Genomic DNA, 15,924 nt, shown 5'->3' on the forward strand with positions numbered 1-15,924 from the left:
ATAAGCAGTATTACTTACTAATTTTTAAATTCTTTTCTATGGCACGTATCATATCGCCTGCAATATCTTTTCCTGTAGCACCCTCAATACCCTCTAAACCTGGAGATGAGTTTACCTCCAGCAGTAATGGTCCTTTGGACGAGCGTATAATATCTACTCCTGCTACTTTTAAATTCATGGCTTTTGCCGCTTTAATGGCAATCTTTTTCTCATCGGGGGTAGCTTTTATAATAGTGGCTGTACCACCTAAATGAATGTTAGCTCTAAACTCACCAGGCAGTGCTTCTCGTTGTATGGCAGCCACTACTTTACCGTCTATCACAAAGCAACGTATGTCTTTACCATTGGCTTCTTTTATAAATTCTTGTACCAGTATGTTGGCATTAAGGCTTTTAAATGCATTAATAACACTTTCTGCTGCCTTTTTGGTTTCTGCCAATACCACACCTTTACCCTGTGTTCCTTCGAGTAGTTTTATGATGAGTGGCGAACCGCCAACCATTTTTATAAGGTCGTTAGTATCTAGTGGTGAGTTGGCAAAGCCTGTTGTAGGAATATCAATACCATGGTTAAGCAGCAATTGTAACGAGTACAGCTTATCTCGTGATTGTGTTATGGCTGCCGATGAGTTAAGCGAATATACCTTTAGAGCCTCAAAGTGCCGCGTAATGGCACAACCATAAAACGTCATGCTAGGGCGTATACGGGGTATAATAGCATCAAAATCGTCTAATATCCTACCACCTCTATAATGTATTTGCGGGGTGTCGGCATCCAATTTCATGTAGCAGTATTTCAGGTTCAAAAAGTGCATTTCGTGCCCTAATATCTCACCTGCTTCCATGATACGCTTATTGCTATACAGTTCGGGGTTACTCGCAAGAAGTCCTATTCGGAGCCCTTTTTTCTCCTCCTGATTTTTTTGATAATATTCTTTTAATTTTTCGGTGGTAGGTTCGCCTAGCAAAAAACGTTCTTCGGGATCTACTATTACTCTGCCACTCATTGCCTCACGCCCCAATAGCATCCTAAATCCCATAGAATCGCGGTTGGTAAGGGTAAGCTCAATTTGCCAACGAGAGTCGCCAACTTGCATTTCCGATTGTATTACGTAGCGTTGTTCCCGATATCCGCTAGAACTTTTTACGGTACGTTTATCTACTAAAATTGCTTCGCAATGTATAATGGTTCGGGTGTTATTCTGTATTGGGTTTACATCGAACTTTACCCAGTTTTTACCCTCTTTTTCAAACGGTACGATATTAATAGCGTGTAGTGCAGATGTTTTTGCACCCGAATCTACTCGTGCTTTAATAGTTGGTATTCCAAGTTCTGGAAAAGCACACCACTCTTCACTTCCTACAATTACTTTGTCTAACATTATATATATATTACAAAAACTAAAGTACTACTTTTTTCTATTGTAAAGCGTAATCTTATTTTTAATTCTGTAAAAAGTGTTGATTGGGTAACACAAACAAAAAATCCCTATAGCTAATTTAACTATAGGGATTTTTTATATTTATATGGTTACTAACTTATTCGGCAGAATTTTCTGCTTTCTTAATTGTTACAACCAATTCTTTTTCATCTTCGTCAAGATCCATAAATATCTCGTCGCCAGTTGCAATTTTAGAGGTAATAATCTCTTCTGCTAAGGCATCTTCTACATATTTTTGGATGGCTCTTTTAAGTGGTCTTGCACCATATTGTTTATCAAAACCTTTATCGGCAATAAAGCTGGTTGCTTTTTCCGATAGTGTTATGGTGTAACCTAATCCTCTTATCCTTTCGTATAGTTTTTCGAGTTCAATTTCAATAATGGCATTAATATCCTCTTTTTCTAACGGATTAAATACAATTATGTCATCTATCCTGTTAATAAACTCAGGTGCAAATGTTTTTTTAAGTGCTGCCTCAATAACACCTTTAGCATAATCACTAGCTTGTGCTTTTTTGGCAGATGTACCAAAACCTACACCTTGTCCGAAATCTTTTAATTGGCGCGCCCCAACGTTGGAGGTCATTACAATAATAGAATTTCTAAAGTCTATTTTTCTACCCAAACTATCTGTAAGGTAACCGTCATCTAGCACCTGCAATAGCATGTTAAATACATCGGGGTGTGCTTTTTCTATCTCATCTAACAGTACTACACTATAAGGTTTTCTGCGTACCTTTTCGGTAAGCTGTCCGCCTTCTTCGTATCCAACATATCCTGGAGGTGCACCCACTAATCGGGATATAGCAAATTTCTCCATATATTCACTCATATCAATACGTATAAGTGCATCTTCAGAGTCAAAAAGTTCTTTAGCCAATACTTTAGCCAATTGTGTTTTACCTACGCCTGTTTGCCCCAAAAAGATGAACGAACCAATAGGTTTATTAGGGTCTTTAAGCCCTGCGCGGTTACGCTGTATAGATTTGGCAATTTTGCTTACCGCATCGTCCTGACCAATAACTTTTCCTTTTATAAGCTCGGGCAATTTGGCTAGTTTATTACTCTCGGTTTGTGCAATACGGTTTACAGGTATTCCCGTCATCATACTAACCACATCGGCAACATTTTCGTCGGTAACCGTTACACGGTTGTTTTTAGAGTCTTCTTCCCATTGCTCTTGGGCTATGGCAAGGTCTTTCTCAATACGTTTCTCGTCATCGCGTAATCGTGCCGCCTCCTCATACTTTTGTTTTTTAACGACTGAGTTTTTGCTTTCGCGAACCTCCTCAAGTTGTCTTTCCAAATCAAGTATTTGCTTGGGTACATTAATATTGGTAATATGTACGCGCGAGCCTGCCTCATCCAATGCATCAATAGCTTTGTCTGGTAAAAAACGGTCAGACATATATCTGTTCGTTAATTTTACACAAGCATCAATAGCCTCGTCTGTATAAATTACACTATGGTGGTCTTCGTACTTACTCTTTATGTTATTTAGTATTGCTATCGTTTCCTCTACCGATGTAGGCTCTACAATAACTTTTTGGAAACGTCTTTCTAACGCGCCATCTTTCTCAATATACTGTCGGTACTCATCTAGTGTTGTAGCACCAATACATTGTATTTCGCCCCGTGCTAGTGCGGGTTTAAACATATTACTGGCATCTAATGAGCCTGTAGCACCCCCTGCGCCTACAATAGTATGTATCTCATCTATAAACAGTATAATATCGTCATTCTTTTCCAACTCATTCATCACGGCTTTCATACGCTCCTCGAACTGACCACGATATTTGGTGCCTGCTACAAGGCTAGCAAGATCTAACGTTACCACACGTTTGTTGAATAGTATTCGTGATACTTTTTTCTGAACAATGCGCAATGCAAGCCCTTCGGCAATTGCCGACTTACCTACGCCAGGCTCACCTATAAGTAGGGGGTTGTTTTTCTTTCTTCTACTAAGTATTTGCGATACGCGCTCAATTTCTTTTTCACGACCTACTACAGGGTCAAGTTTTCCTTCCTCAGCAAGTTCAGTCAAATCACGACCAAAATTATCGAGTACTGGCGTTTTAGACTTTTTATTTGTTTTTGCGCCAGAAGAAGGGTTGTTAAACGAACTTTCGCGCATACTGTCATCCTGTCCTGCATCGTCGTTAAACGATTCTGCTTTGGGCAGATTTTCGAGATAATCTTCTTCGTTTGATGTCATATTGATAAATTCTTCTTTAACAGTTTCGTAATCAATTTTTAGCTTGTTCAATAATTTTGTTGTTGGGTCGTTTTCATTACGTAATATACAAAGCAAAAGGTGTGCGGTACTTATAGAGGTGCTCTGGAAAACCTTAGCCTCTAAAAACGTTGTACGCAGGGCGCGCTCTGCCTGCCTTGTTAAATGTAGGTTTTTCTTTTCGTTGCGCTCTGCATTAGGGTTTGCAGGGCTTAATATCTCTACTTTTCTACGTAAATGATCCAAATCAATTGTAATACTATTTAATATGGAGATAGCTTTTCCGTTGCCATCTCTAAGGATACCCAGCATTAAGTGTTCTGTACCAATAAAGTCGTGCCCCAGTCGTAAGGCCTCCTCCTTACTATAGGTAATCACATCTTTAACTCTTGGCGAAAAATTGTCATCCATAATATGCACTTGTGTAATGTAAATATAAGTATTTACTATAAGATTTTACAAAAACTGTACCCGTGTAATGGTACTGTCATGCTAAGTGACAAAAAAAACACTAAAAATAAAAGGTTTTTAGGATTACTTTATTAACTGTTTGGTGTGTTTATAATGTTAATAAAACGCAAAAAAATATTAAACTAAGCCTTATAAATGCTAATAAAATTGTGTATATTGGCACGTTTTGTAATACTATAAAAACTTAATATAAATACTTATGGCTGAAGGAGAAAAGTTAATCCCAATTAACATTGAAGACGAAATGAAGTCAGCCTACATTGATTATTCAATGTCGGTAATTGTTTCAAGAGCGCTTCCCGATGTTAGAGATGGCTTGAAACCCGTACACAGAAGAGTACTTTACGGAATGAATGAACTGGGTGTATTTGCGAATCGTGCCCATAAAAAATCTGCCAGGATAGTGGGAGAGGTATTAGGTAAATACCACCCGCATGGCGATACCTCTGTTTATGATGCAATGGTGCGTATGGCACAAGAGTGGAGCTTACGTTATATGTTGATAGATGGGCAGGGTAACTTTGGCTCGATAGATGGCGATAGCCCTGCTGCAATGCGTTATACTGAGGCGCGTATGCAAAAGATGTCGGAAGATATTATGGCTGACATTGATAAGGAAACAGTAGATTTTCAACTGAACTTTGACGATACGTTACACGAACCTACCGTAATGCCAACACGCGTGCCCAACTTGCTTATTAACGGAGCATCGGGTATTGCAGTAGGTATGGCTACCAACATGCCACCGCATAACCTTACTGAGGTTATAGATGGTACGCTTGCTTATATAGATGATGATACCATTAATATAGATGAATTAATGAACCATGTAAAAGCACCCGATTTTCCTACAGGGGGTGTAATATACGGTTACGATGGTGTTCGTGAGGCTTTTAAAACAGGACGTGGGCGTGTAGTAATGCGTGCCAAAGTGAATTTTGAAGAAGTAGAAGGTAGGGAGGCTATAATAGTTACCGAGATACCTTACCAGGTTAACAAGGCAGAAATGATTAAGAAAACTGCCGATATGGTTAACGATAAAAAAATAGATGGCATTGCCAATATTCGTGATGAATCGGACAGAAAAGGAATGCGTATTGTGTACATACTAAAACGTGATGCTGTACCCAATGTAGTACTTAACACATTGTACAAATACACGCAATTACAATCGTCCTTTAGTGTAAACAACATTGCATTGGTAGATGGCAGACCGCAACTACTTAACCTTAAAGATTTAATACACTACTTTGTAGAACACAGACACGATGTAGTAGTACGCAGAACGAAGTACGACCTCCGCAAGGCAGAAGAGAGAGCACACATATTAGAAGGGTTAATTATAGCATCTGATAATATTGATGAGGTTATCCGTATAATACGAGGCTCTAAAGATGGCGAAGAAGCGCGTGCTAACTTAATTGAGCGTTTTAAATTATCTGAAATTCAGGCACGTGCTATTGTAGAAATGCGATTACGACAGCTTACTGGACTGGAACAAGATAAGCTAAGAGCGGAGTATGAGGATATTATGAAATTGATTGCTGAGTTGAAAGCCTTGTTGGAGAATAAGGAATTACGAATGAACCTTATTAAGGAAGAGCTTGTTGAAATACGTAATAAGTATGGCGATGAGCGTCGTTCGGAAATAGAATATGCAGGCGGTGATGTTAGTATTGAAGACCTTATTGCAGATGAAAGCGTAGTGATTACAATTTCGCACGCAGGATATGTTAAGCGTACTCCATTATCAGAATACAAAACCCAGAATAGGGGAGGCGTAGGGCAAAAAGGTGTGACTACACGCGATCAAGATTTCTTGGAGCATTTATTTGTAGCAACCAACCACCAGTACATGTTATTTTTTACCCAAAAAGGAAAATGTTTCTGGATGCGTGTTTACGAAATACCCGAGGGTACTAAAACAAGTAAAGGACGCGCGATACAAAACCTGATTAATATTGAAAGTGACGATAAGGTAAAAGCATTTATTTGTACTCAGGACCTTAAAGACGAAGAATATATTAACAACCACTATGTTATTATGGCTACCAAAAAAGGAGTAGTTAAAAAAACATTGTTGGAGCAGTATTCACGCCCAAGGCTAAACGGTATTAATGCTATAACCATTCGTGAAGATGATGAGTTGCTAGAAGCAAAGCTAACTACAGGCGAGAGCCAAGTGGTATTAGCCGTAAAATCGGGTAAATTGGTTCGGTTTGAAGAAGGTAAAACACGACCTATGGGGCGTAATGCATCGGGTGTTCGTGGTATTACGTTACAGGACGATAATGATGAGGTTATTGGTATGGTTTCTGTAGACGACATGAGTAGTGAAATACTCGTGGTTTCAGAAAATGGTTACGGTAAACGCTCTAGCCTTGAAGATTACAGAATAACCAACCGTGGTGGTAAGGGGGTAAAAACACTTAATATTACTGATAAAACAGGAGCACTGGTTGCTGTAAAAAATGTAACTGATGCCGATGATTTGATGATTATAAATAAATCGGGGCTTACCATACGCATGGAGGTAGCCGACCTTAGGGTTATGGGGCGTGCCACACAAGGAGTACGACTTATTAATATTAAGGGTAACGACTCTATTGCTGCAGTAACTAAAGTGATGCGTGAAGAAGATGTGGTAGAGGATGTTACTGATGAGGCAACCCCAGCAGAAGGAACAACGAATACTACTTCTACAGATACTGAAGAAAATACTACTAGCGAGAACTAACAAAACAGAAATAAACTATTAAAACCCCGTTATAATGAAGAAATTTGCAATAGCAGCCTCTTTATTACTTTCAATAAGCACCTTTGCGCAAAAGGATGAATTGAAAGCCTTGAAAAAGTTATCAAAAAAGGTAGAAAATATGATGGATAAAAGGCAAAACCCAAGTCCAGAGATTTACCAAGAGGCAAAACAATTATTAGCAGCAGCCGAAGCTACATTACCCAATGCTACGGAAAAACAAGAAGCAGAATACTACTATTACAAAGGTGGATTCGAAATATTGACCATGAATATTGGTAAATCAATCGAGAGCCTCAATAAAGTAATAGAAATTGAAAAAGCTTCGAATAATGAAAAGTATACTGACGAAATACAAAATGAAATGTTTCCGATGCTTAAATCAATAGTAGCAAATCAAGCTAAATTGCTCGGGCAACAGCAAAAATATAAAGAGGCCTATCCTTTGTATGAGCAGATATACAGACTAAGCCCTAAAGATACGGTACAGTTGTACAACGCGGCTGCCTATGCAGTAAACAGTCAGCAATATGCTGATGCCCTAAAGTACTATGAAGAATTGCAGGAACTTGGTTTTACAGGAATTTCAATAAACTATACTGCCAGAGATATTGAAAAGGATGAAGTGCAATATTTTGGTGACAAGAAAGTAAGAGACCTTTATGTAGCGAATAAAACACACGATCAACCTGGTGTATATCGTGAGGAATCTAAAAAAGGTGACATTGTTAAGAATATAGCCTTAATATATATTAACCAAGGCGAGAAAGAAAAAGCAATGGCTGCTCTTGCCGAAGCTAAAAAGGAAAACCCTAACGATACGGCTTTGCTTTTAGCAGAATCGCAAATTTACCTTGAAGCTGGAGATTACGAGAATTACAAAAAAGCAGTTACAGCAGTATTAAACTTAGGCTCTAAAGATCCTAACCTATATTTTAACTTAGGGGTTACTACCTCAAAATCAGGTCAGGCTAAAGATGCTATGCTGTATTATAAGAAAGCAATTGAGCTTAAGCCTGATTTTTGGCAAGCCTACCAAAACTTGGGTATACTACAGCTTGATGGTGAGGATGCTCTGGTTAAGGAGATGAACAGCCTTGGTAATTCATCTAAAGAAATGAAGCGTTATGATGAGCTTAAAAAAGAAAGAGATAACATGTATAAAGAAGCAGTAGTTTATCTTGAAAAAGCACATGAAATTAAGCCTGATAATAAGGATATTAGAAGTATATTAGCTACATTATATCAAGGTTTGGAAATGATGGATAAATACAAAGCAATAAAAGCAGAATAAAAACATATTCTAAACAAAAAAGCCTCGTAATTTACGAGGCTTTTTTGTTTGTTATAAGTGGCAAACAATTATCGTAATTGTGCACTTACATTTTTCTCTAGATTGGTTTTTATTTTGTTCATTACTGTATCAACCTGCTTATCTGTAAGTGTTTTGTTATTATCGCGCAACACAAAACTTATAGCATACGATTTTTTACCTTCGGGTAAATTTTTACCCTCGTATACATCAAACAAATTAATATCTTTTAATAACGACTTTTCTGTTTGTCTTGCTATAGCATAAATATCCTCAAATGAAGTAGCAGTATCTACCAACAAAGCCAAATCACGGCGTACCTCTGGGAATTTAGATATTTCGGCATATTTTATTTTGGTGGAAACAAGCTTAGTAATTGCTCCCCAATTAAAATCGGCAAAGAAAACCTCCTGCTTAATATCAAACTCCTTTAATATTGATTTTTTAATTGTGCCTATTTCAGCAATAGTTTCCTTACCAATGGTGTAAGCAAACCCTTCTGCAAATACATCATTAGCCAATGGTTGCGTTTTCATTTTGGTAATACCAAGCCTTTCCAATATTGTAGCGGTTACACCTTTAAACATAAAAAAGTCTGAAGCCTTTTGAGGCTGTGTCCATGTTTCCGATAATCGGTTACCCGTTACCGTTAGCGTTAGGTGCTTATTTTCATCGTACCCCGATGGTAGCTTATGGTAGCTTTTACCAAATTCGAATAACTTAAGATCAGCTCGCCTTCTGTTAATATTAAACGATACTGCCTCTAGTGCACTAAATAGTAACGATTGGCGCATTGCCGAAAGATCGTTACTTAACGGGTTTAGCATCGTAACATTAAACTCTTCTTTTAAATTATCCGACAGTTTACTATAATCAGGTGTAGTAAGCGAGTTTGCCATCATTTCATTAAAGCCTAAAGCTACTAACTGGTTGGCTATAATGTTTTGCAGCTTATAATCTTCGGTTCGTTTAGCGTTAGACATTGAGGCATTTAACTTCTTGGTAAAGCTTATATTATTGTAACCATAAACGCGTAATATCTCCTCAATAACATCAATTTCTCTAACTACATCTACACGGTAGGACGGAATTACTAGCCCAATACCAATTTCGGACATTGAGTTAATTTTAATGTCCAACGATACGAGTATTTTCTTTATGGTATCAACAGGAATTTCTTGTCCTATTATTTTCTTTACGTTTTCAAAATTTAAGAATACGGTATGATCTTCTACCTTTTTAGGGTAAAAATCAATAATATCCGATGTTATTTCGCCACCTGCTGTTTCCTGTATCAATAAAGCGGCTCTTTTAAGGGCGTACGGTGTTATGGTTTGGTCAATACCTCTTTCAAATCGGAATGATGCATCAGTATTTAAACCGTGTCTTTTAGCCGTTTTTCGTATGGATACAGGGTTAAAATAAGCACTCTCTAAAAATATAGATGCTGTATCTTCGTTTACACCAGAGTTTTTACCTCCAAGTACGCCTGCTATACACATAGGTCCATTCTCGTCGCATATCATAAGATCCTCCTCATGTAACGTGCGTTCTACCTCATCTAGGGTTACAAACTTAGTCCCTGCTTTTAGTGTTTTTACACTTACTTTATTGCCTCTAATTTTTCCAGCATCAAAAGCATGTAGCGGCTGTCCTAATTCGTGCAAAACGTAATTGGTAACATCTACTACATTGTTTTTAGGGGTTATCCCAATAGCCTTAAGTCTGTTTTGTAACCATTTTGGCGATGGTTTAACAGTAATCCCCGATATGGTAACACCACAATATCTTGGTACAAGTTTGCTATCTACCACATCAATATCCATTTTTAAAGTACGTTTATCTACCCTAAAATTACTTACCGATGGTGTTATAAGTTCGGTATTTACATTTTTTTGATTTAACCCAGCACGCAAGTCGCGCGCTACACCCCAATGGCTCATGGCATCGGCACGGTTGGGTGTAAGCCCAATTTCAAAAATATTATCCGTTTCAATATCAAACAACTCCGATGCTAATGCTCCAACTTTTAAATCTTCCGATAGTACCATAATACCATCATGGCTTTCGCCAAGTCCAAGCTCATCTTCGGCACAAATCATCCCAAAGCTTTCTTCGCCACGAATTTTACCTTTTTTAATTTGGAATGCTTTTCCTTCCTTATCGTAAAGTGTAGTGCCTATAGTAGCTACAGGAACTTTTTGTCCTGCTGCAACGTTTGGCGCACCACATACAATTTGCACAGGAGCATCGGTACCAATATCTACGGTAGTAATGCGTAATCTGTCGGCATTTGGGTGCTGTTCGCACGTAAGCACGTGCCCCACAACAATACCTTTAAGTCCACCTTTTAACGATTCAAAAGTATCTACTCCCTCAACCTCAAGTCCAAGGTCAGTCAGTAAGTCAGCAGTTTCATCAGGTGTCCAGTCTAATTTAATAAATTGTTTTAACCAGTTGTAAGATATACGCATTTCGTAATATTGTTTTTTTAGAGCAAGCAAAGATAATAATTACCGATAAAATAGTGTGCTATTCGGCACTATTTAGATGAAATACACCCCACATTAACACACCTGTTACAATACGCTTTTATGCTTTGGTTAATTACTTTAACCAAACACCTAATATAGTGTACTGTAGTTTGTTTTTTATTGCAGTTTCAAAATTCTTACATTTGGAACCTTAATACCTTTTCATGAAAAAACTTTTTCTAGCAAGTATAGTACTTTTTACTTGTATTGCCTACAGCCAAGTAACCAGTCCAGCATCGTTTTTACCCAATTACGGCGAACATGTAACCTATTACCACCAATTAGAAGACTATTTTGAAAACCTAACATCGCAATCAGACCATATAATACATAAACCTTACGGCGAAACACCAGAGGGGCGCAGTTTGAATGCCTACTTTATTTCTGCTCCAGAAAATTTAAAACAACTGGAAGCCATACAGCAAAATCATCTTTATAAAATAGGAATGCTAGCAAATGCCCCTAAAATTAGTACCGATAAAGCTATTGTGTGGCTCAGCTTTAATGTGCACGGTAACGAAATGGCTGCTGCCGAAAGTGCAATGCAGGTGGCTTATGAGTTGATTAACCCAGAAAATACAACCACGAAACAATGGCTTAAAAATACTATAGTAATTTTAGACCCTTGTTTAAATCCCGATGGCTATGCACGTTATGGCAATTGGTTACGTACTGTTGCAGGTACAGACGTGCATACAGGTTTAAGCGATAGAGAACATATGGAGCCATGGCCAGGGGGTAGGCAAAACCATTACAATTACGATTTGAATCGTGATTGGGCTTGGCAAACACAACCCGAAACGCAACAACGTATAACGTTGTATAACCAATGGATGCCTATGGTACATGTAGATGTGCACGAAATGGGTTATAACGAACCGTACTTTTTTCCGCCTGCTGCTGAGCCAATACACGATTTTGTTGCGCAATACCAAAAGGAATTCCATAATAGTATAGGAGAGAATACGGCTAAAAAATTTGATAACGAGGGCTGGAGTTATTATACTCGTGAACGTTTTGATTTGTTTTACCCGAGTTACGGCGATACGTACCCCTGTTTTAACGGTGCAGTAGGGATGACGTATGAGCAAGGTGGTATTAATGCTGGTCGTGCCGTGGAGATGCGTAATGGTGATGTATTAACGTTGCAAGACAGAATTGACCACCACACAAAAGCAGTACTTACTGCTGTAGAAACAGCTTTTTTGCAGGAAGAAAAACTAATTAATAATTTTAGAAATTATTTTAAAGAAAGTACCAAAAATCCGAAAGGAGCGTATAAAAGTTATGTGGTAAAACATAGTGGAAAAACAACAGCGCTTACCAATTTATTAGATGTAAATAAAATAGAGTATGCCTACGCCGATGCTACCAAAAAAGCGTCAGGCTACCATTACCAGTCCGATAGTAATAAAGATTTTACCATACTACCTAACGATTTAATTATAAAAGCCAATCAGCCAAAATCGGTACTTGCACAAGTGTTCTTTGAGCCTTACCAGCGACTTTCTGATAGTTTATCGTATGATATTACGGCTTGGACATTACCACACGCCTATGGTATAGAGAGCTATGCTTTAAAGAATACTATTAATATAAAAACAAAGCAAGAAGTAACCTATAAAGGTAAATTGGAATATGACAATGTATATGCCTATTATGTGCCTTGGAATGGCAGAGCATCGGTAAAAGTGCTAGCCTTATTGCATAAAAATAAAATTAAAGTTCGCTCTGCTCGCAAGGCATCACTTTTTAGTGGTATTCGTGTTGCTGCTGGCGATTTAATTGTACTTAAGAGTGATAATAAGCATGTTGCTAGCTTTGAAAGTGTAATGGACGTATTTTTAGCAGATAAACCTGATTTTGAAGTTGTTGAAAGTGGTTTTTCTGTTGAAGGAGCTGATTTGGGTGGCGAATATTATACATTATTGCAAGCCCCTAAGGTAATGCTACTTGCAGGTAATGGCATTAGCCCCACCGATTTTGGACAAGCATGGTTTTATATGGAGCAACTTATTAATTATCCGCTGAGTATTGTTACTATACAAAATTTTAATCGTATCGATTTCAAATCATATAATACCCTTATACTACCAGACGGCAGGTATAATTTAACGCAACCTCAGCAAGCAACTATTGCCACTTTTATTGCCGATGGCGGAAAGGTTATTGCCATAGGTGGTGCGCTCCGTTTGTTTGAGGATGCCGAAGGGTATAGCCTAACAAAATTTGCTGATGGCGATGATAAAACCCAAGTAACAACCGAAATAGAATCTGAAATGCTAAATGAACGATTTTTAGATTATCGAAATTCTGAACGTAGGGCTATTTCTAACGCTGTATCTGGTGCCATTGTAGAAAATGTTATCGATGCAAGCCATCCATTATCCTACGGGTTGGGTACTAGTTACTACAGCCTAAAAACAAGTGCCTCACACTACCAATTAGTAAAAGGGATACAAAATGTAATTTATGTTCCTACAAACTATAAAAGTTATGGTTTTATAGGACACAAGCTTAAAAAGAAGTTAGCACAAACCGTAACCTTTGCCGTAGAGCAAAAGGGTAGCGGGCAGGTAATTTACATGGTAGATAATCCGTTATTCCGCGGATTTTGGGAAAACGGAAATCTACTATTTAGTAACGCATTATTTTTGGTAGATTAGGCTTTTAATCATCCCTAATCCCCATGCAAAAATAATATTTATGGGCAAGTATTACCTAAAATGCTTTAGCTTATCGCCTCGTAGTATTTTTTCATAATATCTTCAAGCATTTCAGTTGTTAACGGTTTGGTTTTAAAATCTGCAAGAATATCGTGTTTTTTAGCCATAGCATAATCATCAGGATTTTCTGATGTAGTTAGCATTACAACAATCATTTTAGACTGTAAATCTTTATCCAATTTTTCATATTCTTCAATAAACTCCCACCCATTCATACCCGGCATATTAATATCTAATAGTATAATATCAGGATGATCAGCATCATTATTAGCCTTATTTTTTAGGTAACTCAATGCTTCTTCGGCACACTCCTTTGCTATTACAGTTTCTGCAGCTCCGCACTTTAGAATTACTCTTTCATGAAAAAAATTATCACTTTTATTGTCATCAACTAACATGATGCATTTTACTTGTCTCATTTTTGTTTGATTTTGCTATTGTAAAAATTATTTCTTATTGTAAACTTAAAAGTACTTCCTTCGCCCACTATAGATTCTACCCATATTTTTCCGCCATGCATTTCTACTATTTTTCTGCAATTTGCAAGTCCTATGCCGTGCCCCTCGAAATCAGTATTTTTATTTAATGTTTTAAAAATATCAAAAATTCTTTTATTATATCTACTTTCTATACCTATTCCGTTATCCTTTACATAAAATTCATGTAATTCGCCGTATTGATTGTGCCCTATATTAATTTTTACAGGGCAATCTTTTTTTCTGAACTTTATGGCATTATTTATAAGATTCTGAAATAGTTGCCTTAGCTCCGTTTCGTAACCCGAAAACATAGGCAGTTCATTATCCATAGTTATAGTGGCGTTTGCATTTTTTATTAGATTCCCCAAGTCGGTAATAACTTCGTTAACAATGGTGCCAGTATTAACAAGAATCAATTTTTTATCTCTCCCCAATCGGGCAAAGTCAAGTAACGAACGTACTAAAAGATTCATTCGTGTTATAGCAGAATTCATTGTTTTTAGGTGTACTTTAACATCATCGCTAAGTTCATCATTATAGTCCTCTTCCAATAGCATTATATAATTAGCTACTGTTCGTAGGGGTTCTTGTAAATCGTGAGAAGCAATATAATTAAATTGCTCCATTTCCTGATTTTTAAGTTGTAGCTCTATAACTTGTTGGCTAATAATGGTTTCTTGTTTTTTGCGCTCGGTAATATCCATAACCGATGCTAAAATCATCATTACACCATCTCCTTGTCTTATCGGGTTTAGTGCAAATTCTACAGGGAATTTTGTACCATCTTTTTTTATACCAAAACTGTCACTTCGAATATTAATATTTTTTAAGGAACCTTTATCTTTTAAAATTATTAACATCTCGGCATTGGTTAGTAATTCTGGTAAAAATAATTGTATTTTTTTGTCCTCAAAAATTTCTCTGTTATAACCAAACATTTTTTCTGCTTGCACGTTTACTAGTTTTATTGTGCCTGTATTATCATACATTAAAAGTGCATTAGGTGCCGACTCTACTACCAGTTTAAAGTACTCCTCAGCAATTCTTCGTTCCTTGTCTTCATTTTCAATAATAGTGGTTGCCTGCCTAATAATAAACAAGCTAATTAATACAAAACAGATAACTAGTGCCACAATACTAAACTCGTTATCAATATATTTATATTTATAAGATAGTAAATAGCGTATGTAGGTAAAAAATATAATAGATGCCGAGATTTGTACAAAAAGGCGTTTTGCTACTTTTTTGCTGGTACTTTTACCATGAAAAATACCATTAATACCTAAGTTTGGATTGATTAATGATGCTGCGAGCGAAATAATGAGAAAGCTACTTGCAGTATGTATTGCCATAGAGGTAACAAACGAAAAAGTATAAAATTGAGGTGCATTAAATATGTAGCCTATAACACCTATAAAGGCAACTAGTGTTACAAAGTGGAAAAGGTATTGGGCTATTAGTTTATATTTTTTAGCATACCGCTCTATACTTAATGCTACAGCCATTATACAAAACAGTATGGCTGTAATGGGCGACATTCTACCAGGATATTTTTCTCTGGCGGCGGTAGCTTCTCTATCCAATATAAAAAATTCGTCTAAGCCAGCGTTAAACGAAAACAATTCTTGCGAGTAGGATACTGCTGCAATTGTAAAAACAATAATATGTAGTAGTACTGCAAAATCTTTAAAGTATCGAGGTTTATTAAGTGATATTAGTATTGATATGGTTGTTAGTATAAAACATAATGCCGTATTAAATTTCATCGAAATGTAATCGGGCTTTACGCTTTTTAATAAAGGAACATGTAAAAACCATCCTAAAATTACTAAGCTGGTAACTAGTAGTACAATTAAAGAAAGAAAGTTGGAGAGTTTTATTCTTTCGCCTGATAATAGTTTTTTCATAAATAAATTAGTTGGTGTAAGGGAGGTGTTGTATAACAATATAAAATAGCTTTAATGTACTATTAT

General features: G+C 37.0%; 8 protein-coding genes. 3 read left to right on the forward strand and 5 right to left on the reverse strand.

Annotated features, from left to right (window positions below):
- Positions 1-10 precede the first annotated feature (10 nt).
- The gene (rimK, locus tag K1I41_RS08655; RefSeq protein ID WP_220639967.1) at positions 11-1,381 is read right to left on the reverse strand and encodes a 30S ribosomal protein S6--L-glutamate ligase; all 1,371 of its coding nucleotides are present in this window, start codon (positions 1,379-1,381) and stop codon (positions 11-13) included.
- A 157-nt stretch (positions 1,382-1,538) separates the two neighbouring features.
- Positions 1,539-4,085, reverse strand: a complete 2,547-nt coding sequence (locus K1I41_RS08660; protein WP_220639968.1) for an ATP-dependent Clp protease ATP-binding subunit — start codon at positions 4,083-4,085, stop codon at positions 1,539-1,541.
- Positions 4,086-4,344: 259 nt separating this feature from the next.
- Here K1I41_RS08660 and gyrA point away from each other — a divergent pair, with 259 nt between their 5' ends.
- A complete protein-coding gene (gyrA, locus tag K1I41_RS08665; RefSeq protein ID WP_220639969.1) occupies positions 4,345-6,882 on the forward strand; it encodes a DNA gyrase subunit A in 2,538 nt (845 codons plus the stop codon).
- A gap of 34 nt (positions 6,883-6,916) precedes the next feature.
- Positions 6,917-8,194: a tetratricopeptide repeat protein gene (locus K1I41_RS08670; RefSeq protein ID WP_220639970.1), complete on the forward strand. Its 1,278-nt coding sequence runs from the start codon at positions 6,917-6,919 to the stop codon at positions 8,192-8,194.
- A 68-nt stretch (positions 8,195-8,262) separates the two neighbouring features.
- Here the strand turns inward: K1I41_RS08670 and pheT are convergent, their stop codons facing one another.
- Positions 8,263-10,686 (reverse strand): phenylalanine--tRNA ligase subunit beta, encoded by a 2,424-nt coding sequence (gene pheT / locus K1I41_RS08675; protein WP_220639971.1) that lies wholly within the window; start codon positions 10,684-10,686, stop codon positions 8,263-8,265.
- Between the two features lie 224 nt (positions 10,687-10,910).
- On the opposite strand from pheT, the gene K1I41_RS08680 reads away from it, so the two are divergent.
- Complete coding sequence (locus K1I41_RS08680; RefSeq protein ID WP_220639972.1) at positions 10,911-13,412, forward strand: M14 family zinc carboxypeptidase; 2,502 nt, start codon at positions 10,911-10,913, stop codon at positions 13,410-13,412.
- A 65-nt stretch (positions 13,413-13,477) separates the two neighbouring features.
- Here K1I41_RS08680 and K1I41_RS08685 read toward each other — a convergent pair whose 3' ends face one another.
- Together K1I41_RS08685 and K1I41_RS08690 are read right to left on the reverse strand one after the other, a co-directional pair.
- Entirely contained in the window at positions 13,478-13,891 is a 414-nt protein-coding gene (locus K1I41_RS08685; protein ID WP_220639973.1) for a response regulator, read from the reverse strand.
- Positions 13,888-15,858: a sensor histidine kinase gene (locus tag K1I41_RS08690; protein ID WP_220639974.1), complete on the reverse strand. Its 1,971-nt coding sequence runs from the start codon at positions 15,856-15,858 to the stop codon at positions 13,888-13,890. Before K1I41_RS08690 ends, K1I41_RS08685 begins: the two co-directional genes overlap by 4 nt.
- Between the last annotated feature and the right edge of the window lie 66 nt (positions 15,859-15,924).

It is taken from the genome of Flavobacterium litorale (assembly GCF_019613795.1).
In the GTDB taxonomy this organism is placed as follows: domain Bacteria; phylum Bacteroidota; class Bacteroidia; order Flavobacteriales; family Flavobacteriaceae; genus Flavobacterium; species Flavobacterium litorale.

Coding starts and splice junctions, on each gene's coding strand:
- rimK (WP_220639967.1), bottom strand. CDS start 1,381: ATGTTAGACAAAGTAATTGTAGGAAGTGAAGAGTGGTGTGCTTTTCCA.
- K1I41_RS08685 (WP_220639973.1), bottom strand. CDS start 13,891: ATGAGACAAGTAAAATGCATCATGTTAGTTGATGACAATAAAAGTGAT.
- K1I41_RS08670 (WP_220639970.1), top strand. CDS start 6,917: ATGAAGAAATTTGCAATAGCAGCCTCTTTATTACTTTCAATAAGCACC.
- gyrA (WP_220639969.1), top strand. CDS start 4,345: ATGGCTGAAGGAGAAAAGTTAATCCCAATTAACATTGAAGACGAAATG.
- pheT (WP_220639971.1), bottom strand. CDS start 10,686: ATGCGTATATCTTACAACTGGTTAAAACAATTTATTAAATTAGACTGG.
- K1I41_RS08660 (WP_220639968.1), bottom strand. CDS start 4,085: ATGGATGACAATTTTTCGCCAAGAGTTAAAGATGTGATTACCTATAGT.
- K1I41_RS08680 (WP_220639972.1), top strand. CDS start 10,911: ATGAAAAAACTTTTTCTAGCAAGTATAGTACTTTTTACTTGTATTGCC.
- K1I41_RS08690 (WP_220639974.1), bottom strand. CDS start 15,858: ATGAAAAAACTATTATCAGGCGAAAGAATAAAACTCTCCAACTTTCTT.